The 20,710-nt window shown below is 73.3% G+C and carries 20 protein-coding genes; 13 read left to right on the top strand and 7 right to left on the bottom strand.

The genetic code is table 11. The features are described 5' to 3' along the window. Nucleotides 1–47 precede the first annotated feature (47 nt). The 6 genes from AB0C17_RS11080 (at nt 48) to AB0C17_RS11055 (ending at nt 4,700) form a co-directional block, all read left to right on the top strand. A complete protein-coding gene (locus AB0C17_RS11080) occupies nt 48–1,043 on the top strand; it encodes a hypothetical protein (protein WP_357478263.1) in 996 nt (331 codons plus the stop codon). A 67-nt stretch (nt 1,044–1,110) separates the two neighbouring features. Continuing rightward, on the top strand, nt 1,111–1,896 hold the full coding sequence (locus tag AB0C17_RS11075; RefSeq protein WP_357478134.1) for a hypothetical protein: 786 nt from the start codon (nt 1,111–1,113) through the stop codon (nt 1,894–1,896). Between the two features lie 72 nt (nt 1,897–1,968). After that, nucleotides 1,969–2,769 carry a hypothetical protein gene (locus AB0C17_RS11070; RefSeq protein ID WP_357478132.1) on the top strand — a complete coding sequence of 267 codons (801 nt, stop codon included), beginning with the start codon at nt 1,969–1,971 and terminating at the stop codon, nt 2,767–2,769. Continuing rightward, complete coding sequence (locus AB0C17_RS11065) at nt 2,766–3,572, top strand: SDR family oxidoreductase (RefSeq protein WP_357478130.1); 807 nt, start codon at nt 2,766–2,768, stop codon at nt 3,570–3,572. Before AB0C17_RS11070 ends, AB0C17_RS11065 begins: the two co-directional genes overlap by 4 nt. A 153-nt stretch (nt 3,573–3,725) precedes the next feature. Further along, nucleotides 3,726–4,265, top strand: a complete 540-nt coding sequence (gene pyrE, locus AB0C17_RS11060; protein WP_357385182.1) for an orotate phosphoribosyltransferase — start codon at nt 3,726–3,728, stop codon at nt 4,263–4,265. A gap of 57 nt (nt 4,266–4,322) precedes the next feature. Then, nucleotides 4,323–4,700, top strand: a complete 378-nt coding sequence (locus AB0C17_RS11055; protein ID WP_007454255.1) for a metalloregulator ArsR/SmtB family transcription factor — start codon at nt 4,323–4,325, stop codon at nt 4,698–4,700. A gap of 176 nt (nt 4,701–4,876) precedes the next feature. On the opposite strand, the gene AB0C17_RS11050 is transcribed toward AB0C17_RS11055, so the two are convergent. The 3 genes from AB0C17_RS11050 to AB0C17_RS11040 are packed head-to-tail and all read right to left on the bottom strand — an operon-like array spanning nt 4,877 to nt 9,713. Further along, nucleotides 4,877–5,722, bottom strand: a complete 846-nt coding sequence (locus tag AB0C17_RS11050; protein WP_357385326.1) for a DedA family protein — start codon at nt 5,720–5,722, stop codon at nt 4,877–4,879. Nucleotides 5,723–5,745: 23 nt separating this feature from the next. Further along, the gene (locus tag AB0C17_RS11045) at nt 5,746–8,262 is read right to left on the bottom strand and encodes a polynucleotide kinase-phosphatase (protein WP_357478127.1); all 2,517 of its coding nucleotides are present in this window, start codon (nt 8,260–8,262) and stop codon (nt 5,746–5,748) included. Then, nucleotides 8,259–9,713: a 3' terminal RNA ribose 2'-O-methyltransferase Hen1 gene (locus AB0C17_RS11040; RefSeq protein WP_357468444.1), complete on the bottom strand. Its 1,455-nt coding sequence runs from the start codon at nt 9,711–9,713 to the stop codon at nt 8,259–8,261. Before AB0C17_RS11040 ends, AB0C17_RS11045 begins: the two co-directional genes overlap by 4 nt. Before the next feature lie 120 nt (nt 9,714–9,833). On the opposite strand from AB0C17_RS11040, the gene AB0C17_RS11035 reads away from it, so the two are divergent. Then, on the top strand, nt 9,834–10,316 hold the full coding sequence (locus tag AB0C17_RS11035) for a SigE family RNA polymerase sigma factor (RefSeq protein WP_357468441.1): 483 nt from the start codon (nt 9,834–9,836) through the stop codon (nt 10,314–10,316). Next, nucleotides 10,316–11,356: an LCP family protein gene (locus AB0C17_RS11030; RefSeq protein WP_357478124.1), complete on the top strand. Its 1,041-nt coding sequence runs from the start codon at nt 10,316–10,318 to the stop codon at nt 11,354–11,356. The genes AB0C17_RS11035 and AB0C17_RS11030 overlap by 1 nt, the downstream gene beginning before the upstream one ends. Nucleotides 11,357–11,368: 12 nt before the next feature. On the opposite strand, the gene AB0C17_RS11025 is transcribed toward AB0C17_RS11030, so the two are convergent. Then, a complete protein-coding gene (locus tag AB0C17_RS11025; protein WP_357385172.1) occupies nt 11,369–11,578 on the bottom strand; it encodes a hypothetical protein in 210 nt (69 codons plus the stop codon). Nucleotides 11,579–11,715: 137 nt separating this feature from the next. Here AB0C17_RS11025 and AB0C17_RS11020 point away from each other — a divergent pair, with 137 nt between their 5' ends. Both AB0C17_RS11020 and fbaA read left to right on the top strand, forming a co-directional pair. Further along, the gene (locus tag AB0C17_RS11020) at nt 11,716–12,099 is read left to right on the top strand and encodes a phage holin family protein (protein ID WP_184680857.1); all 384 of its coding nucleotides are present in this window, start codon (nt 11,716–11,718) and stop codon (nt 12,097–12,099) included. A 194-nt stretch (nt 12,100–12,293) separates the two neighbouring features. Continuing rightward, entirely contained in the window at nt 12,294–13,316 is a 1,023-nt protein-coding gene (fbaA, locus tag AB0C17_RS11015) for a class II fructose-bisphosphate aldolase (protein ID WP_013283394.1), read from the top strand. A gap of 93 nt (nt 13,317–13,409) precedes the next feature. On the opposite strand, the gene AB0C17_RS11010 is transcribed toward fbaA, so the two are convergent. Beyond that, nucleotides 13,410–14,621: a hypothetical protein gene (locus AB0C17_RS11010; protein ID WP_357478121.1), complete on the bottom strand. Its 1,212-nt coding sequence runs from the start codon at nt 14,619–14,621 to the stop codon at nt 13,410–13,412. A 262-nt stretch (nt 14,622–14,883) separates the two neighbouring features. Here AB0C17_RS11010 and AB0C17_RS11005 point away from each other — a divergent pair, with 262 nt between their 5' ends. After that, nucleotides 14,884–15,312: a DUF3151 domain-containing protein gene (locus AB0C17_RS11005; RefSeq protein ID WP_357478118.1), complete on the top strand. Its 429-nt coding sequence runs from the start codon at nt 14,884–14,886 to the stop codon at nt 15,310–15,312. A gap of 51 nt (nt 15,313–15,363) precedes the next feature. On the opposite strand, the gene AB0C17_RS11000 is transcribed toward AB0C17_RS11005, so the two are convergent. Next, entirely contained in the window at nt 15,364–17,298 is a 1,935-nt protein-coding gene (locus AB0C17_RS11000; RefSeq protein WP_357468437.1) for a chromosome partitioning protein, read from the bottom strand. Between the two features lie 74 nt (nt 17,299–17,372). Further along, entirely contained in the window at nt 17,373–18,371 is a 999-nt protein-coding gene (locus AB0C17_RS10995; RefSeq protein ID WP_357468434.1) for a diacylglycerol kinase family protein, read from the bottom strand. A 121-nt stretch (nt 18,372–18,492) separates the two neighbouring features. On the opposite strand from AB0C17_RS10995, the gene AB0C17_RS10990 reads away from it, so the two are divergent. Then, nucleotides 18,493–19,782: an adenylosuccinate synthase gene (locus AB0C17_RS10990; protein WP_357385161.1), complete on the top strand. Its 1,290-nt coding sequence runs from the start codon at nt 18,493–18,495 to the stop codon at nt 19,780–19,782. Nucleotides 19,783–19,926: 144 nt separating this feature from the next. Continuing rightward, a complete protein-coding gene (locus tag AB0C17_RS10985) occupies nt 19,927–20,688 on the top strand; it encodes a type IV toxin-antitoxin system AbiEi family antitoxin domain-containing protein (protein ID WP_357468430.1) in 762 nt (253 codons plus the stop codon). Nucleotides 20,689–20,710 lie beyond the last annotated feature (22 nt).

Genomic DNA, 20,710 nt, shown 5'->3' with positions numbered 1-20,710 from the left:
CCGAATCGCCGCGCCACCGACCGGGGATCGGCTGGCTGGTCCGCCGGCTGCCGACCCGGGCGATCGAGGCGGCGTCCTACCTCCAGGGGTTCGTGCTCTCCGGCGTGGTCACCGTGCTGGCCGTCCGGGCGTACCTGGAGGCCACCGGCTATCCCCAGCTCGGTGGCGGCGGGCTGCACATCGCGCACGTCCTCTGGGGCGGCCTGCTGCTCGCCGTCGGCCTGGGCATCCCGCTGGTCTTCCTCGGCGACGCCTCGCGCAGCGCCGGGGCGGTGGTCGGCGGCATCGGGTTCGGGCTGTTCATCGACGAGGTGGGCAAGTTCGTCACCACCGGCACCGACTACTTCTACGCCCCGGCCGCCGCCATCATCTACGTCGCGTTCGCGCTGCTGGTCCTGCTCACCCAGGCGGTACGCGGGCGCACCGGACGATCCCGGCTGACTCCGGCCGAGCGCACCGCGAACGCGCTGGACATGGTGCTCAGCGGCCTGCCGGCCGGGCTGACCGATCGCCGCCGGGCCGCCGTGCTGCGGCTCGTGCAGGGCACCGGACCGGCCACCGAGACCGCTGTGGCGCGACTGCTGGAGGCGGTGCCGCACCGGGAACCGCCGCCGGTGCGGCTCTGGCAGCGGGCGGCGGACCGGGCCCGGCGTCTCGCCGTCTGGGCTGCCGGGCGCCGCTGGCTCATCTGGCCGGTGGTGGTCTACCTGGTGGTGGAGCCGGTGCTCACCGTGCTGGCGGTGTTCCTCGACGGCGTGACCGGGCACCTGGGCGAGGAGCGGGAGTGGGGCGCGATCCTGGGCGTCAGCGCCAGTGCGCTGATCACCGCCGTGCTCGGCCTGTGGGCCGCCTGGCTGCTGCGCCGCAACCGGACCGAGGCGTTCCGCCTGTTCAAGCTGGCGCTGCTGGTCGACCTGCTGTTCGGGCAGGTCTTCAACTTCACCGTCAACCAGTTCGGCGCGGTCGCCGCTGTCGCGCTCGATCTCGCGCTGCTCGGCGTGGTCACCGCCGAGCACCGCCGGTTGCGCCGCGCCGAGAAGTGAGCCGGTCCAGGGTGCTGAGCTGGTCGGAGATCGCTACGGTGGGCATCTGATCTAGGAAGGGAGAGTCATGGTCGATGCTCCGGGCACCCCGCCCCGCGCGCGTCCCGGTGTGGTGACGCTTTCCAGTTGGCTGCTCATTTTCGTCGCCGCGATCCAGGTGGTGAACCTGATCGTGGCGCTGACCGTCATCGGCAAGATCCGTGACGTGCTCAGCGACGCGTACGCCGGCACCGGCGCCGAGTCGGTCGGCGACATCGCGTACGCGTTCAGCCTCATCTCGGCTGTCGTGTCGCTGCTGATCGCGGCCGGGCTCGTCGTGCTGGCCCTGTTGAACAACCGGGGCAAGAACGGCTCCCGGATCACCACCTGGGTGCTGGGCGGCATCCTGTTCTGCTGCACCGCCGGCGGGCTGGTCAGCGGCATCTCCGGCGGCATGACGGGCGGCACCACCACCGGTGACGCGCCCAGCCCGGAGGAGATCCAGCGCCGGCTGGAGGACGTGCTGCCGTCCTGGTACACGCCCGTCAACCTGCTGCTGGGCCTGGTCGCGCTGCTCGCCCTGCTGGCCGCGCTGATCCTGTTGGCGCTGCCGCAGGCGAACGAGTTCTTCCGCAAGCCCAAGGCCGGCTGGGAGCCGCCGGTGCCGGGTGGCGCCTACCCGGCGTACCCGGGCCAGTCGGGGGAGCCGGCTTACCCGTCGTACCCGCCGGCGCCCGGCACGCCCCCGCCCGGCGGCCAGCCGCCGTTCCCTGGCGGTGGCCAGCCGCCCTTCCCGTCCGGCGGTCAGCCGCCGTCGACGCCCGGCGGCCAGCCGGGTGAGCGCCGCGATCCGGAGCCGCCGTCCGGAAGTTGACCTCCGGATTGCGGCGACGCCGACGATCCCTCCGAGTAGGTTGCAAGCCGACGCCTACCGGAGGGATCAGTCGTGTCGTACCCCGATCGGGCCGCACCCCGTCGGCCGGGCACCGTCCTCGCCGCGGCGGCGCTGCTGCTGGCGATGGCGGTCGGCGCCGTGGCGTACGCGGTGCTCAACCTGGCCGTCAGCGGCGGCACGGTGGACCGGTTCCGGGTTGCGGCGGCCCAGCGGACCGGCGCGGGCGGCGGCGACATCGACCAGGTGGCCGGCCTGCTGCGCGGCTCCACAGTGCTGGCCGCCGTGCTCGGCGTGCTCGCCGGGTTGCTGCTCGCCGGGCTCGCCCTGGGTCTGCTCGCGGGCCGTTCCGGCGCCCGGACCGGGACCTGGGTGGTCGCCGGTACGGGCCTGCTCTGCGGCTGCTGCGGGCTGGCGGTGCTGGTCGGCCAGCGGGCCGTCCCGCTGCGGCTCGGCGCGGACGACCGGGTCACCGCCGACCTGCTGGAACTCGTCGGTGACGCCTACCCGTCGTGGTGGATCCCGGTGAACGCGACGCTGTCGGTGGCGCAGGTCCTCGGCTACCTGGTGGTGGCCGCGCTGCTCACGCTGCCCTCGGCCGGCGCGTTCCTGCGCCACCGCACCGCACCGCTGCGGCTGTCCGGTTACGGCTCGACCGTGTCCGGCGCGCAGGCGCCCGGTCCGACGCCCTGGGGCCCGCCGGCCGGCCTGCACGCGCCGTCCGCGCCGCCCGCCTCCGGGCCTACGCCGCCGTCGGCCGGCCCGTCGCCGTACGAACGGCCCGCACCGCCCCCGTCCGGCCCGCCCGCGCCGCCGCCGGATGGGTTCCCGCCACCTACCGAGGACCGCCGATGACAGGTGACACCCCCTCCCGGCGCCGAGCCCTGATCACCGGCGCCAGCCTGGGCATCGGCGAGGCGTTCGCCCGCCGGCTCGCCGCCGACGGCTGGGACCTCGTCCTGGTGGCCCGCGACGGCGCCCGGCTGGACGCGCTGGCGGCCGAGCTGACCGGCCGGCACGGTGGCGACGCGGAGACGATCGCCGCCGACTTGTCCACCGAGGACGGCTGCGCCGCCGTCGAACAACGGCTGGCCGCCGGTACGCCGGTCGAGCTGCTTGTCAACAACGCCGGCATCAGTCTGAACACCTCCTTCGTCCGCTCGTCGGTGGCGGACGAGGCGCGGCTGGTGCGGCTCAACGTGCTCGCGGTGCTGCGTCTGACCCATGCCGCGCTCGGTCCGATGATCGAACGAGGCCAGGGCGCAGTGATAAATGTCTCTTCCGTTGCGGGCTTCGGTGTCCCCATGCCGGGATCCACGTACTCGGCCAGCAAGGCGTGGGTGACGAATTTCAGTGAGTCGATCGGCCAGTCCGTCGCGCCGCTCGGTGTACGCGTGATGGCGCTCTGCCCCGGCTACACACGAACCGGAAATCACGAAAGGGCGGGCATCGACATGTCGCGCCTGCCCGCCTGGGCCTGGCTACGCGCTGACGACGTGGTCGCCGAAGGGCTGCGTGACCTGCGTAAAGGCAAGTCGGTGAGCGTTCCGGACTGGAAGTACAAGGTGGCGGTGGCCGGGCTGCGGCACGCGCCGAAACGCCTGCTGCGCGGCTTCGGGCGGGACACCAGGGGTGCGGTCGGCCGGCAGCGCGGCTGACCGCATCTGCCCGGCTGCGGGCCGGTGTCGCGGCCGACCGGGATGGACGGTCGCACAGCGTAGCCGCTCATCGCCACCCGTCGGTCGCCCGCGGGGTTGACCAGGGCGGACCCGAAGGACGGCGCTCAGACTTGCGAAGTACGCTCTATCGCCATGGGCGACCGCGACGACCTGCGCAAATTCATCACTGACCTCGCTGTGGTGCACGGCCGGGTGGTGCTCTCGTCGGGCCGCGAGGCGGACTGGTATGTGGATCTGCGTCGCGTCACGCTCCATCACGAGGCGGCTCCGTTGATCGGCCGGGTCATGCGGGAACTCACCGCCGACTGGTCGTACGACGCGGTCGGCGGGTTGACCCTGGGCGCCGATCCGGTGGCCGCCGCCATGCTGCACGCCTCGGCGGGCACGGGTCGCGCGGTCGACGCCTTCGTTGTCCGCAAGGAGGGCAAGGCTCACGGTCTTCAGCGCCGGATCGAGGGGCCGGACGTCTCCGGGCGACGGGTGCTCGCGGTCGAGGACACCTCCACCACCGGTGGAAGTGTGTTGACGGCGGTCGAGGCATTGCGTGAGGCAGGGGCCGAGGTGGTGGGTGTGGCGGTTATTGTTGATCGAGGTGCCGGCGACACGGTGCGAGCCGCCGGATTGCCCTATCGGGCGGCCTATACGTTGGCTGACCTCGGCCTTGTGGCGTAAAAGTTTGCCGATTCGGATCTGCTGATATGCAGGCGGATCGATGCTGCTGGTGGAAGGATGGAATACGTGGGAACTGCGTTGGCTGAAATGACCATGCCTCAGATCTCGCCGCTTGCCGGCGAGCCGATCGAACGTGCCGACGCCGAGCGGCTCGCGGGGGTCCTCAAGGCCCTCGCGGACCCCGCCCGGCTGCGGCTGCTCAGCCTGATCCAGTCGGCTCCCGAGGGGGAGGCGTGCGTGTGTGACCTCACCGCGCCGCTCGGCCTCTCGCAGCCGACGGTCAGCCACCACCTGCGTATCCTCACCGAGGCCGGCTTGCTGGAGCGGGAGAAGCGCGGGGTCTGGGCGTACTACCGGCTGGTGCCGTCCGCGATCGCCACGATCGCGGATCTGCTCACCCCGCCGCGGAAGCGGGCCACCAAGAAGGCTCGCTGAAACCTTCCGGGCCGGCCCGACCGAGGGTCGTCCCGACCGGGTGACCGGTGGCGTGCGAGGGGTGGCGCCATCAGTGCGCGGGTGACGGCTGCCGTCGTCCCGTGTGACCCGGCTGGAGCAGTGATGTCCGAAGGCCGGTCCTCGTCCGAGGGCCGGCCTTCGGTGTCCGTACGTGCTCAGCGGCGGTGCTGACCGCCGTGCCCGTCGCCGTGCCCGGGCCGGTGCTCCTCGATGCCCTCCCGGGCGGCGTCCACAGTGCCGGCCACGGTCGCCGCGGTGATCACCGCGACCGCCTCGCCGCGCTTGCGTGCCCGCCGGTCCCGCAGGAACTCGAAGAAGATCGGCAGTACCGAGATCACGATGATCAGCGCGACCACCGGCAGGATGTACCTGTCGATCTTGTCGCCGATGGCGTCGTAGATCTGCCGGGCCAGCAGGTAGCCGATCAGCAGGATGCCGTCCACCCAGAGGACCGCGCCCACCACGTTCCACACGAAGAACTGGCGGGCCGGCATGCCGAGCACCCCGGCCACCGGGTTGAGGAACGTCCGCACGATCGGGATGAAGCGGGCCAGCACCACTGCCTTCGCCGGGCCGAACTTCTGGAAGTAGTACTCCGCCTTCTCCACGTACTCCCGCTTGAACAGGCGGGAGTTGGGCTTCTCGAACATGCGGCGGCCGTACCGGGCGCCGAGCCAGTGGCCGAGCTGCGCGCCGACGATGGCGCAGAGCGGCCCGCCGATCATCAGCCCGGCCAGGGAGAGGCGGGTGCCGTCGCCGAAGATGGCGTCGGCCACCGGTGAGGCCGCCACCCCGGCCAGGAACAGCAGCGAGTCGCCCGGGAAGAAGAAGCCGACCAGCAGCCCGGTCTCGGCGAAGAGGATCACCCAGACGCCGATCATGCCGAAGGTGTGGATGAGGTCCTTCGGGTCGAGCGGGTTCAGCGCCACGCTCTCGGAGAACATCCGGGTCTTCTCTGCTGTGTCCACGGCCACACAGGGTACCCCGGCCCGGTCCGGCATATCGGCCGGACCGGGCGTCGTCGTCAGAGGCGGGGGTCCACCGGCTCGGACTCGCAGGCGAGGATCGCGAACACCAGCTCGTGGCGGCGCCACAGCGGCGCGTCCTCGGCCAGCGCGTCCAGGGCGGCCAGGCCCAGACCGTGCTCGCGCAACGCCATCCCGCGCTTGCGGCCCAGCGAACGGCTGCGCAACGCGGCGAGCTGAGCCGGGTCGGTGTACCCGGGACCGTAGATGATCCGCAGGTACTCCCGCCCACGGCACTTGATGCCCGGCTGGAGCAGCGAGCCCCTCGGTGACCGGGCGGCCAGGCCCGCGTACGGCTTGACCACCATGCCCTCGCCGCCGGCCGCGGTGAGCGCCAGCCACCACTCGGTGGCGTCGGCCACGGCCGACTCGTCGGCCAGGTCCACCACCCGCCGCCGGGTCGGGGTGAAGAACTCCGGGTCGGCGGCGCAGAGCCGGTCGGTCAGGGCCAGGTGCCAGCCGTGGTCGCGGTCGGCGTAGCTCACCCCGGCCCCGGCCAGCACCGCGAACGGCGCGAGCGTCACCCCGCGCAGGCCGTCGGTCGGGCGGACGTACGCCCGGTAGGCCGCCGAGTAGGCGGTGACCTCGGCGGCCCGCCCGGCCATCCGGTCGCGCAGCCCGGCCACCGGCAGCCCGCGCCCGGCGGCCGTGTCCAGCGCGGCGAGCACCGCCGGCAGGGCGGCCCGCCCGGCCGCGCCGACCCCGGCGTACTGCTCGCGGATCAGCCCGCCCGCCTTCGCCGACCAGGGCAGCAGCTCGGTGTCGAGCAGCAGCCAGTCGGTGTCCAGCTCGGCCCAGAGACCGGCGGTGGTGACCGCGGCGCGCACCCGCGCCAGCAGCTCACCGTCGAGCGGCGGGCCGAAGAACGGCCGACCGGTACGGGTGTGCACCACCCCGCCGTCGAACCGGCCCGGCTCCCGCTCCACGAGCACCACCGCCCGTGAGCCCATGTGCTTCTCCTCGCAGACCACCCGGTCCACGCCCGCGCCGCGATAGTCGGCGAACGCCTCGGCCGGGTGCTCCAGGAAACCGTCCACGCTCGACGTGGAGCAGGGCGCCATGGTCGGCGGCAGCCACACCAGCCGGCCCGGGTCGACCGCGAACCGGCTCATCACCTCCAGCGCGGCGGCGGCGTTCTCGGCCGGCACGGTCAGCGACCCGTACGCGTGGGTGAGGTGCCGCCGCCCGGTCACGTCGGCCAGGTCCAGCACGGTGTCCGGACGCGCGGGCGCGACCGGGACCAGCGGACGGGCCGGGGCGTACCACTCCTTGACCGCCGGTACGGCGACCAGCTCCTTCTCCGGGTAGCGCAGCGCGGTCAGCTGCCCGCCGAACACGCAACCGGTGTCCAGGCAGATGGTGTTGTTCACCCACTCCGGCACGGGCGTCGGCGTGTGCCCGTACACGACCATCGCCGAGCCCCGGTAGTCCCGCGCCCACGGGTAGCGCACCGGCAGGCCGTACTCGTCGGTCTCGCCGGTGGTCTCGCCGTAGAGCGCGAACGACCGCACCCGGCCCGACGCCCGCCCGTGGTACGCCTCCTTCAGTCCGGCGTGCGCCACCACGAGCCGCCCGCCGTCGAGCACGTAGTGGCTGACCAGGCCGTCGATGAACGTCTCCACCCCGGCGACGAACTCCGGCGGCTCGACCGCGAGCTGCTCCATCGTCTCGGCCAGGCCGTGGGTCAGCCGGACCCCCCGGCCGCGCAGCTTGCGCAGCAGCTTCTGCTCGTGGTTGCCCGGCACGCAGATCGCGTGGCCGGCCGCCACCATGCCCATCACCAGGCGGAGCACGCCGGGGGAGTCCGGGCCGCGGTCCACCAGGTCACCGACGAACACCGCGGTACGCCCCGACGGGTGCGCCGCGTCCACCGGGCGGCCCGCGTCGTCGCGGCTCAGCACGTAGCCGAGCCGGGACAGCAGTGCCTCCAGCTCGGTACGGCAGCCGTGCACGTCCCCGATCACGTCGAACGGCCCGGTCAGCTCCCGCCGGTCGTTGAACAGCTTCTCGTAGCGGACCTCCGCGGCGTCGATCTCCTCCACCCCGCGCAGGACGTGCACCTTGCGGAAGCCCTCGCGGGCCAGCCGCCCGTACGACTGCCGCAGGTCGCGGCGCATCCGGTTGAGCACCTGCCGGCCGTGCGTCCGGTCGGCGCGCGCCTCGGTACGCTCCCAGGCCACCGCCTCCGGCACGTCCAGCACGATCGCCACCGGCAGCACGTCGTGCTCCCGGGCCACCCGGATCAGCCCGGCACGGGCGTGCGGCTGGAGATTCGTCGCGTCGACCACAGTGAGCAGCCCTCGGCGGAGCCGGATGGCGGCGACGTGGTGCAGCGCGTCGAACGCGTCGGCGGACGCGGACTGGTCGTTCTCGTCGTCGGCCACCAGACCGCGGAACGTGTCCGAGGAGAGCACCTGGCTGGGCGCGAAGTGCCGCCGGGCGAACGTGGACTTGCCGGAGCCGGAGACGCCGACGAGCGCCACCAGTGCCAGCTCGGGGATGTCCAGGACGGTCATCGGTTCGTCGCCTCCTTCCGGTCGTTGCTGTTGTTCCGCTCTTGCCGGGTGAACACCGCCATCTGGGTCGGCGTGCCCACCTCCGGGTCGTCGTCGCCCACACCGCCGAGGACAGCCGTGTAGCCGTGCGCCGCCGCCACCCGCTCCACCCAGGCGGCGAACTCGGCCCGGGTCCACTCGAACCGGTGGTCCGCGTGCCGGAACCGGTCCGGCCCGAGCCCCTCGTAGCGCACGTTGTACTCGACGTTCGGCGTCGTCACCACCACCGTGCCGGGCCGGGCGTGGCCGAACACCGCGTCCTCCAGCGCGGGCAGGCGCGGCGGATCGAGGTGCTCGATCACCTCCATCAGCACCGCCGCGTCGTACCCCCGGAGCCTGTCGTCCCGGTAGGTCAGCGCGGACTGCCACAGCCGGATCCGGTCCCGCTGCCGCTCCGGAAGCCGGTCCAGGCGCAGCCGCCGGGCCGCCATGCCGAGCGACCGGTCGGACACGTCGACGCCCACCACCTCGGTGAACCGCCGGTCGGCGACGAGCGCGGTGAGCAGCGCGCCGCCACCGCAGCCGAGGTCCAGCACCCGGCTCGCGCCGCTGTCCCGCAGCGCGGCGAGCACCGCCTCCCGCCGCCGTACCGCGAGGGAGGCCCGGCGGGCGTCCTCCGCCGGCGCGACGCCGGACGGCTCGATGCTGTCGTCGGCGGGCGGCTCGTCGGCCAGGCGCAGCTCGGTCAGCCGGGCCATCGCCTCGCCCGCGAGCGCCCGGCGGTGTGCCAGGTAGCGCCGCGTGATCAGGCCCCGCTCGGGGTGCCCGGCCAGCCAGCCGGCGCCCGCGCGCAGCAGCTTGTCCACCTCGTCCGGCGCCACCCAGTAGTGCTTGGCGTCGTCCAGCACCGGTAGCAGCACGTACAGGTGGTTGAGCGCGTCGGCGAGCCGCAGCGTGCCGGTCAGCGTCAGGTCGACGTAGCGGCTGTCACCCCACTCCGGGTACGTCTCGTCCAGCGGGATCGGGGTGGCCGTCACGGTCCAGCCCAGCGGCGCGAAGATGCGTACCGCCAGCTCGGCGCCGCCCCGGCAGCGCAGCACCGGCACCCGTACGGCCAGCGGGATCGCGCTCGCGGCCAGCTCGGGACGATCGCGCGACTCGCCCCGCAGGGCGGAGCGGAACACCTTCGACAGCGCCGACGAGAGCAGGCTCGACGCCGCGTACGGGCGGTCGTTCACGTACTGCCCGAGCGCGAAGCCCTCCGGCGCGCGGTTCCGGCGGCCGCCGCCCAGCTTCAGCGGATCGACCTCGACCAGCAGCGCCGCCGTGCAGCGCGCCTCGTCCGCCTCCGGGTAGAACACATGCGCGGCACCGGCGGGCAGGTCGAAGCTCTGCACCCGGTCCGGATGCTTCACCAGGAGGTGGCCGAGGTCGGTCGCGGGGCGGTGAGTCGTGGTCAGGGTCAGCAGCACCCGTCGATGATCTCGTGAGTCTCCGGCTCCTGTCGTGGGGGTTTCCGGGCATCCGGCACGCCACCGCAATGTTCCGGCCGCCCGGGACCGTCCATCTATGCGGGACACCCGGGAGGTGCAGTGACGTACGAGGAGTTCGCCGACGCGCGGTTGGGCGCCCTGCTGCGGTACGCGGTCATGCTGACCGGAGATCCGCACCAGGCCCAGGACCTGGTGCAGGAGACCATGGTCCGGGTCCAGCTCAACTGGCGGCGGGTGGCCCGCACCGACGCTCCGGAGCGGTACGTGCGCCGGATGCTCACCAACCAGTTCGTCGACTGGCGGCGCGGATCGTGGGCGCGGCGGGTGCTGCTGCGCGGCGAGGCGGACGAATCCGTGCCCGCGCCGGCCGACCACGCCCAGTCCGCCGTGGACCGGGACCAGATCCGGTCCCTGCTGTCCCGGCTGCCCCGGCGGCAGCGCGCCGCGCTGGTGCTGCGCTACTACGAGGACCTGCCGGACGGGGAGATCGCCGAGGTGCTCGGCTGCGCCGTGGGCACCGTCCGGTCCAGCATCTCGCGGGCGCTGGCCACCCTCCGAGCCGAACACGTGGAGGTCTGCTGATGATCGAGGACGAGCTGCGGGCCGCGTTCGCCCGCCTCGAGGAGTCGACCCCGCCCGTGGGCCCGGTCCGGGCCGCCGTCGACCGGATGGTGATCAGCCGTCGCCGGCGCCGTCGGCGCGTACGCCTGGCCGGCACGGCGCTCGTGGTCGTGGCCGTCGCGCTCGTCGGATTCACGGTGATGGCGCCCCGGCCGCCGGCGCCGGCGCTCACCAAGCCGGTGCCGGAGCCCGGCGGCGCGCTGAACCTGCTGCTGCTCGGCGTCGACCAGCCGGTCGGCAGCCGGCGTGCCGACTCGGTGCTGCTGGTGCACGTGCCGGCCGACCGGAGCCGGCTCTACCTGGTGTCGCTCCCGCGCGACCTGCTGGTGCCGGTGCCGTCGCAGGGCGGGACGGAGAAACTCAACGCGACCTTCTCCCGCGCCGCCGGTTCGGGCACCGACCTGGCCGCCGGATACCGGGCGACCCGCCAGGCGGTCGACCGGCTGACCGGGGTACGCGTCGACGCCGGCGCGGTGCTCACCTATTCAGGAACGCGGGAGCTGACCGACGCGGTCGGCGGCGTACCGGTCTGCCTGCCGGAGCCGGTGCGCTCGGTACACACCGAACGGCGTTTCCCGGCCGGATGCCAGCGGCTCGACGGCGCGGCGGCGGTGGACCTGCTGCGGCAGCGGTACGACCTGCGCGACGGCGGACTGGACCGGGACCGCAACGCGGCGCGCTACGCCGCCGGCCTGCTCCGCCAGATGCGCGAGCGGGGAACGATGACCGATCCGGCGCAACTCAGCCGGCTGCTCGTCCGGATCAGCACGGCCGGCACGATCGACGCCGGTGACCTGTCGTTGCCGGCGCTGGTGGGCGCGACCGGCCGGGCCGGCGCCGCCGAACCGGTCGCGCTCGCTCTCCCGGTGCGCGACGAGTGGACCGGCCGCGGGTTCGAGCCGGACCCGGCGCTCGCGCCGGGATTCCTGGACGCGTTGCGCGCGGATCGGCTGGCGCAGTGGGCCGCCGCCCACCCGGCCCGGGTCACCGCCCTGCGGTGACCCGGCACCGGATCAGCGGTACTCGTCCTCGTCGGCGGTGACGACGCGGGCCTGCTCCATGGCGTCCCAGTCGTCGACCTCCATGCCGCGGTGCGGCTCGCCGTCGGTGTCGTCGGTCACCGTGGTGGCCTGCTCGACCGCGTCGGCCGGCTCGGCCTCCAGATCCCGCTCCTCCGGGGCGAGGTGGTCACCGGGCGCGAAGTCCTCGTCGGGCTGACCCATCGTCCCTCCCTGATCTCCGTGCGGGCATCGTCCCCACCACCGTACGGGCTGGTCCGGGCCGCCGCTGGGTGGCGGGCGGAACGCGGAGTCGGCGATTGTCCCGCTCCCGGCGCGCGGCCGGTGCCAGGATGGTTGCCATGGGCTTTCTGATCCGACTGGCGATCACCGCGGTCGCGTTGTGGATCGCGACGCTGATCGTGCCCGGGGTGGACGTGAGCGGCCGTAACACCGGCAACAACGTGCTCACCCTGATCGTGGTGGCGCTCGTCTTCGGTGTGGTCAACGCGGTGCTCAAGCCGCTCATCAAGGTGTTCGGCTGCGTGTTCTACCTGCTCACGCTCGGCCTGTTCGCGCTCGTGGTGAACGCGCTGCTGTTCCTGCTGACCGACTGGATCGCCGGGGTGCTGAAGCTCCCGTTCCACGTCGACGGTTTCTGGGCCGCGTTCTGGGGCGCCATCGTGGTCGCGGTGGTGAGCTGGCTGATCAGCGTCGTCGTACCGGACCGGCTGGAGAACAGGTGAGCGGCGTCCGGGCCGGTTGCGCCCCGCTCACGCTCCTGCGGGATACTGCCCGCGGTGGACAGCGCGGTCCGGCGCACCGTGGACGTCAGCGACCGGAACGGTCGGCTCCGGGGAAGATCCGGGGCCGGAACGGCCGCCCTCCATGGAAGACAGCGGCCTGCACGGCCGAGAGCGGTAAGTAAGGAGCGTTCGACATGCCCATCGCTTCCCCCGAGGCTTACGCGGAGATGCTGGACCGGGCCAAGGCCGGCCGGTACGCGTACCCCGCGATCAACGTGACCTCCTCGCAGACGCTGAACGCGGCGCTCAAGGGCTTCGCCGACGCGGAGAGCGACGGCATCATCCAGGTCTCCACCGGCGGAGCGGAGTACCTGTCCGGCCCGTCCGTGAAGGACATGGTGACCGGTGCCGTGGCGTTCGCCGCGTACGCGCACGAGGTCGCCAAGAAGTACCCGGTCAACATCGCGCTGCACACCGACCACTGCCCGAAGGACAAGCTGGACAAGTTCGTCCGGCCGCTGATGGCCATCTCGCAGGAGCGCGTCAAGGGCGGCCAGGAGCCGCTGTTCCAGTCGCACATGTGGGACGGCTCGGCCGTGCCGGTGGCGGAGAACCTGGAGATCGCCGAGCAGCTCCTCGCCGAGGCCGCCAAGGGCAAGATCGTCCTCGAGATCGAGGTCGGCGTCGTCGGCGGCGAGGAGGACGGCGTCGAGAACGCCATCAACGACAAGCTCTACACCACCGTCGACGACGGCCTGGCCATGGTCGACGCGCTCGGCCTGGGCGAGAAGGGCCGCTACATGGCGGCGCTGACCTTCGGCAACGTGCACGGCGTCTACAAGCCGGGCAACGTCAAGCTGCGCCCCGAGGTGCTCAAGCAGATCCAGGACGCGGTCGGCGCCAAGTACGGCAAGGACAAGCCCCTCAGCCTGGTCTTCCACGGCGGCTCCGGCTCGCTGCTGTCGGAGATCCGGGAGGCGCTGGACTACGGCGTGGTGAAGATGAACATCGACACCGACACCCAGTACACCTTCACCCGCCCGGTCGCGGACCACATGTTCCGCAACTACGACGGCGTGCTGAAGGTCGACGGCGAGGTCGGCAACAAGAAGATGTACGACCCGCGCGTCTGGGGCAAGGCCGCCGAGGCCGGCATGGCCGCCCGTGTGGTCGAGGCCTGCGAGCACCTGCGCTCCACCGGCACCACCATGAAGTGACACCCCGCGTGTAAGGAAGGGCCCCTTGTTAACGCGTCGGCGTTAACAAGGGGCCCTTCCCCTACCGGAAGCGTTAAGAGGGGGCCCTTCCTTTCACCGCACCAGCACCCGGACGGCGTCGCGGACGTCGTCGGTCAGGTGGACGGTGTGCGACAGGTCGCCGAACGGGGACGCGGCGAACAGCGGCCGCAGCAGCGACTCCACCGGCAGCTCGGTCGTCCAGTACGTGCGGTCCAGGAACACGTACGCCCCGCTCGCCCCGTCGGTGCCGTAGAACGTCTTGGTGGCCGCCTGGAACACCTCCTGCACGGTCCCGGCCTTGCCGGGCGCGAACACGATCCCGCCCCGGGCCAGCCGCAGGATCGTGTCCTCCCGGATGGCGTTGGAGAAGTACTTCGCGATCCGGCCCGCGAACAGGTTCGCCGGCTCGTGGCCGTACAGCCAGGTGGGGATGGCCAGCCCGCCGGAACGGGCCCACTCGGTGCCGGGTGCCGACGGGCGCGGCGAGGGCAGCGACGGGGCGCCCGAGTACCGCTCGCGCACCGCCAGCGCCGCCGCCGTGTACCGGTCGTGGTCGGTGAAGTCCGGCGCGACGGCGAGCACGTCGATCGCGGCGGTCAGCTCTTCGGCCGGCCAGGCCGCGAGGAACGCGCCGAGGTTCGCCGCCTCCATCACGCCCGGACCGCCGCCGGTGACCACCAGGCGGTCGGCCCGCGCCAGCTCCCAGCCCAGCACCGCGGCCATCCGGTACGCGACGCTGCCGCGCGGCACCGCGTGCCCGCCCATCACCCCCACCACCGACTGCGGCCCGTGCGCGGCCAGCCACGACCGGGTGGCGTCGGCCAGCGCGTTGTCCACGCCGTGGTCGTGCAGTCGCTGCCCGAGCGCCTCGCGTACGTCCGGCAGCGCGCCGCCGTGCGCCCGGAAGTGCGCGTACACCCGGGTGTCGTACATCCCGGCGAAGCCGCCCTCGGTGAACCCGGCAGCCAGCTCGTCGGCGGTGTAGAGGTGCGACGGCTGCGTCGGGTAGGGCAGCCCGGAGAACGGCGGGACCACGTTGGCGCCCCGGCGGACCAGGTCCGCGCCCACCTCGCGGCCGGCGAAGCGGCAGCCCACGAAGAGGGTGCCGGTGACGTCGACGTCGCGCAGGTCGGGTACCGGGTCGAGGTCGAGACGCAGGCCCTGCACTGTCAGCCCGGCCAGGGTCCCCCCGGCCAGCCGCTGCTCGAACGCGGTGCGGGTCTCGATCTCGTTGACGTGGGGCGCGTGCGGCTCGATGACGTCCGCGGGTGGTGGGGTCGGCACCAGGCCATCCTGCCCCCGCACGGCAAGTGCCGAAACCGGGGGCGGAGACGACAGGAGCCCGGCGGGCACGCCGCCGGGCTCCTGCGTAACCGGGTCCTGGGGAGGCTCCGGATCTGTATTTGTAGTGCAAGAACCACTGCGGCGGCATGGGCCGCGGGTACGTGTGCTCCCGCCGCAGGCGTGACGAAACCCTCAGCCGTTCAGCCAACCGTACGGGCGGGCCCTCTCGCGTACCCGAGGGCGAAGCGGGTTGAATGGGGCGATGCATAACCTGTTGCCTGAGCCACCGGCCACCCTGCTCCCGGCCCACGAGGAGGCCGACGCCGCGCTCGCGGCGGCGGCCGAGCAGGGCACCGACGAGGCGTACGCCGAGGTCGCGGCCCGCTTCCCGACCTCCAGCGCGGCCTGGGCCGCGCTGGCCGGCCGCGCGTTCGCCGCGGATCAGGTCGTCACCGCCTACGCGTACGCCCGCACCGGCTACCACCGGGGCCTGGACCAGTTGCGCCGCAACGGCTGGAAGGGCCACGGCCCGGTGCCCTGGTCGCACGAGCCCAACCAGGGCTTCCTCCGCTGCCTCTACGTGCTGTCCCGTGCCGCGGGGGAGATCGGCGAGGCGGACGAGGCGGCCCGCTGCGCCCAGTTCCTCCGGGACTGCGACCCGGTCGCCGGGGACGCGCTGTCCGGCGAGTGACCACCGCCGCGACGGCCGGCCCCGACCCGGGTGCCGGCCGTCGCGCCCGTCCTACAGCCCCTCCGCCACCGACGCGGCGATCTTCAGCCAGGCGTCGCGGGTGGCGGAGGAGAGCTGCCCGTACCGCAGCGGCTCGCCGGTGTCGATGAGCCGCTCGTACGGCGCCAGCAGCACCGCCCGGGTCCGCGCCGCGAAGTGGGCCTGGATGGCGGGCAGGTCGATCTCCTTGCGCGACGGCGGCATCGACACCACGGTGACCGCCTGCCGGACCAGCCGCTGCCGGCCGCTCTGCTCCAGGTGGTCGAGCATCCGGGCGGCGGTCTCGGCCGAGTCGTTACGCGCCGACATGGTCACCACGAGCTGGTCGGTGGCGTCCATCGCGGCCTGCCAGTTCTGCGCCCGGACGTTGTTCCCGGTGTCCACGAAGATCAGCTTGTAGAACCGGCTGACCACCTCACGGATCTCCGCGAACGCGGCGGCGGTGAGCATCTCGCCGCCGGTCGCGGACTCGTCCGAGGCCAGCACGTCGAACATGCCCTCGCCCTGTGAGCGGACGTACTGCGACAGGTCACCGACCCGGCCGTGCGGACCCTGGAACTGGGACAGGTCGCGCAGCATGTCCCGCACCGTACGGGCGTGGAAGTCCTGCTGGGCCCGCATGCCGAGGGTGCCCTGGGTCTCGTTGTTGTCCCAGGCCAGCACGTACCCGCCGCGCTTCTGGCCGAACGTCATGGCGAGCAGCAGGATGGCGACCGTCTTGCCGGCGCCGCCCTTCGGGTTGACCACAGTCACCTGGCGCAGCCCGCCGAAGTTGCGGCGGACCATCTCGATGTCGCGCCGCACCTCCTGCTCGTGCCGCCCGGGCGCGAGCCGGACCAGCCCGATCTTGTTGACCACCGCGCGTACGCCCATGGTGGCCACCGGGTCGACCGGCCGGGCCTGGCGGCGGCGGGCGAAGTCCTCGGCGGTCGGCGGCACCGCCTGCTGAGGCGTCCAGCCCTGCTCCGGCTGGGCATGCGGTGGAGGGGGCACGACGGGGCCGGACACCGGCGCCTGCGGAGGCACCGGGACGCCCGGCTGGGGCGGGCCGGCCTGGGGCGTCCAGCCGGGCGGCGGGTACCAGCCGGCCTGACCGGGCTGCGGCGGGTACCCGGGCTGCGGGTAGCCGTTGCCGTAGGGGGACGGCTGCGCCGGCACGCCCGGCGACGGCGGGAACGGTCCGAGCCGGGGCGGCTCCGGGGTGGGATCGCCCGGCCCTCCCGGCCCCGCGCCGGATTCCGGCGACGGCGGCGGGAGCGCTGCCCCGGCCACCGTGGCGCGCCCGGAGATGGGGCCCTCGGCCTGGAAAGTGTCGGGTGGCGGTGGCGCGGTGACCGTGGCCCGGCCCCCGGCCTCGAGGGCGTCGGGTGGCGGTGGCCCGGCGACGGTGGCGCGGCCGGAGACGGTGCCGTCGGCCTCCGGTGCGCCGGACCACGCAGCCGCGCTGGCGTCGGGAGCGGGATCAGGCGTGGTGGCGCTCTCCGGCGTGGTCCGCTGCGGCGGCTGCGCCCAGGGGGAGGTGGTCCGCCCGTTCCCGGCACCCTCGCCACCGGCCCCCGGAACCGGCGGGGTCTCCGGAACCGGCGTGGCCTGCGGGACCGGCGTGGTTTCGGGGACGGGCGTCACCTGCTGCTGCGTTGGCGAAGGCGGGTTCACCGGCGCCGTGGCCGGCGAGCCGGACGCCGCCGGTTCCGGCCGGGCCGGTGCCGGGCCGGAAGCCGCCTGGTCGAGCGTGAACGGCCGGTCCAGGTCGACAGCGGGCGCCGGGACGTCCGCCGCCGGCGTGGGAGCGTCGGCCGGCGGGAGCGGCCAGGGCACCGACGCCCACGGCGGGATCGCGGCCGCCGCCGCGTCGGTCTCCTCCGGCGGCCAGAGCGGCTCGACGTCCCGCTGCGGCACCTGCGGTCGGCCCGGTACGTGGGCCCGGTCGTCGTTCTCGTGCACCACGGTTCCTCCCCATTCCCTCCGCCGAGGATAGGCGGTTCGGCCAGCGGCGCGAGCCGGGTGGGAATCGACCGAGGTCAGCCCGTCCAGACCGCCCAGGCGCCCGGCTCGGTCCACCAGGAGCGTTTGCGGCTCAGCTCGCCCTCGACGCCGTCGTCGAGGAAGGGGACCTTCTCGTCACGGGGCACGACCGCCACCGCGCGTCCCCGCGCCCGGCGTACCTCCAGCCGGACCTTCTTCCGGCCCAACGCCGACCGGGTGACCACCGGTACGGCGACGCCCACCGTCACCCGCCCGTCGGCCGGATCCGGGTCGGCCAGCAGGTCCACCTCGCCCAGGCGCCCGTACCCGCCCGCGTTTCCGATCGCGCACGCGGTGATCGGCTCGGAGCCGTCGCTGAGCACCGCACCGTCGACCTCGACCCGGGCCCGCCAGTGCAGCGGCCGGCCCGCGTCGTCGGCGGCGCCGAGCAGCGCGCCGTCCAGCGTCACCGAGCCGCCGTCGTTGCGCAGCAGGTCCAGCCGCCGTGCGGTGCCGTCCAGCACCGCGGCGGCCACGCCGGCCGGATCCCGGGGCAGCCCGAGCTGCGCGGCCAGGTCCCGCGCCGTCCCGGACCGGGCCGGATCGAGCGGGAGTACGCCGACCGGCGGCAGGTCGGGCACCGTACGGTTGTCGGCCAGATCGTCGGGGCGGCGGCTCGGCGGCGGAGCGTACCGGCGCACCAGCCGGCGCAGGACGGCGCGCAACTGACCGTCACTGGCGGTGGCGACGATCAGCCGGGTCTTGCCGTCGGAGTCCGGCCAGGTGAGGCCGTCGGCACGTGGCGGGCCGTCGAGGCGGGCCAGCACCTCGTCGATCTCCTTGTCCGACCGGGCGGTCACGGTGGTCACCCGCGCGCCTCGGGCGGTCAGCTCGTCCGCGCAGGCCAGCACCGGTACGCGCGGCGTCTCGCAGCGCTCCTCGCCGGTCTCGGCGGCGGTGTCGTCCGCGCCGCCGCAGCAGGCGCCGCCGCTGCCGCAGCCACCGCCGGGAGCGTCCCGCTCCGAGCCGAGGGTGAGCAGCACCACGTCGTACACGAAGGAGCCTCCTGCTTCTTGACCAACCCCTGCTGGTCCCACCGTCACTACTTGTTAGCCTGACACCCCGGGCTCGCTGACCGGTCGCCACCTGGCACCCGAGCCTTCTGGAGGCGAGAAGATGCCAGCGATCGTGCTGCTCGGCGCCCAGTGGGGCGACGAGGGCAAGGGCAAGGTTACCGACCTGCTGGGTGAGCGGGTCGACTACGTCGTGCGTTACTCCGGCGGCAACAACGCAGGCCACACGGTGATCACGCCGGACGGCCAGAAGTACGCGCTGCACCTCATGCCGTCCGGTGCGCTGTCACCGAGCGCGATGATCGTGATCGGCAACGGCGTGGTGGTCGACCCGAAGGTGCTGCTGCAGGAGATCGACGGGCTCGCCGAGCGCGGCGTGGACGTGTCCCGCCTGCGCATCTCCGGCGACGCGCACCTGATCATGCCGCACCACCGGGCGCTGGACCGGGTGGTCGAGCGCTACCTCGGCAGTTCCCGCATCGGCACCACCGGCCGGGGCATCGGTCCCGCGTACGGCGACAAGGTCGCCCGGATGGGCATCCGGCTTCAGGACCTGCTCGACCCGGGCATCCTGCGCAAGAAGCTGGAGCTGGCGCTCCGCGAGAAGAACCAGCTCCTGTTCAAGATCTACAACCGTAAGGCGATCGACGTCGAGGAGACCGTCGAGGAATACCTCCGGTACGCCGAGCGGCTGCGCCCGTACATCGCCGAGACCCGGGTGATGCTCTGGGACGCGCTCGACCGCGGCGAGACCGTGCTGCTGGAGGGTGCCCAGGCCACCATGCTCGACATGGACCACGGCACCTACCCGTTCGTCACCTCGTCGAACCCGACGGCCGGCGGGGCGTGCGTGGGCGCGGGCATCCCGCCGACCGCCATCACCAAGGTCATCGCGGTGAGCAAGGCGTACACGACGCGGGTGGGCTCCGGCCCGTTCCCGACCGAGCTGTTCGACGACAATGGGCAGCACCTGCGCAAGGTCGGCCACGAGTACGGCACCACCACCGGCCGGGAGCGCCGCTGCGGCTGGTTCGACGCCGTCGTGGCCCGGTACGCGTGCCGCCTCAACGGCGTCACCGACCTGGTGGTCACCAAGCTGGACGTGCTGACCGGCCTCGCGAAGGTGCCGATCTGCGTCGGCTACGAGATCAACGGCGAGCGCTTCGACGACATGCCGATGACGCAGACCGACTTCCACCACGCCACGCCGATCTACGAAGAGCTCGACGGCTGGTGGGAGGACATCACCAAGGCGCGCACCGAGGACGAGCTCCCCGAGAACGCCCGCCGCTACATCGCCCGCATCGAGGAACTGACCGGCACCCGCGTGAGCGTGGTAGGCGTAGGCCCAGGCCGAGAGGAAAACGTCCTCCGCCACCCCCTCCTCCCCTAACCCCCACCCCTCACCCCCCGGGGCGAGGGCGGTTGCGGGCGAGGGCGGCCGGGGGCGGGGCGGAGGCGGGCAGGGCGTTCTCGTTATCCACAAGGTTGTCCACAGGGGTGTCGGCTGTGGGGTAGCGCGGGAGAGCCTGCGCGGGTGGGTGAATTCGACGAGCTGACGCTGCTGGCCGCGACGCAGGGCGGGTTCGTGACGGCGGGGCAGGCGTTGCGGCTGGGCCTGGGCCGGGAGCGGATCCGGTACCTCGTCCGCTCCGGGCGATGGACGCGCGTCTCACGTGGCTGCTACCTGCCGTTTCCCGCCGTTCCGGCACCGGTGGCGCTACGACAGGCCGTGATCCGGGCGACGATTGCGAGCCTCGGGCCGGGCGCGGTCGCCGTGCTGGGCACCGCCGCCGAACTGCACGGCATCGCCGGCCTTCCGCAGACGGAGGCGATCCACGTCTCGGTGCCGCCGGATCGACCGCACGTGCAGCGGCGGGGGGAGCCCGGCCTGACCGTGCACCAGTTGACGCTCGCCGACGCGGACGTGTGCCGGGCCGGCGACATCCCGGCTACGACCCCGGCGCGCACGGTCGCCGACGTGTTGCTGCGGGCTCGGCGCTACCCGGCGGTGTGCGTTCTCGACTCCGCGCTCAACCAGGGGATCCTGGCCGAGAGCGACCTCTCTCTGGTGCTCGCGCACCTCACGGGACGCCGGGGGGCGGTTGCCGCGCGGGGATTCCTGGCCGAGGCGGACGGCCGGGCCCCGCACCTGACGCCCGAGGTCGTCTACGCGGACCGCTTCCGGCAGAACCGCCTGGTGAACGCCGGTTGGCGGATCCTCCGCTTCACCTGGTCCGACACCCTGCGCCCCGACTACATCCCCCAGACGGTCAAACACGCCCTGAAGCGCCGGTGATCAAGGAGTTTGCGGACCTCGG

Origin of the sequence: Micromonospora sp. NPDC048887 (assembly GCF_040649715.1) — a bacterium.
GTDB lineage: Bacteria > Actinomycetota > Actinomycetes > Mycobacteriales > Micromonosporaceae > Micromonospora.
The sequence above is the reverse complement of the archived record's forward strand: the minus strand, read 5'-3'. Positions and strand labels throughout refer to the sequence as shown.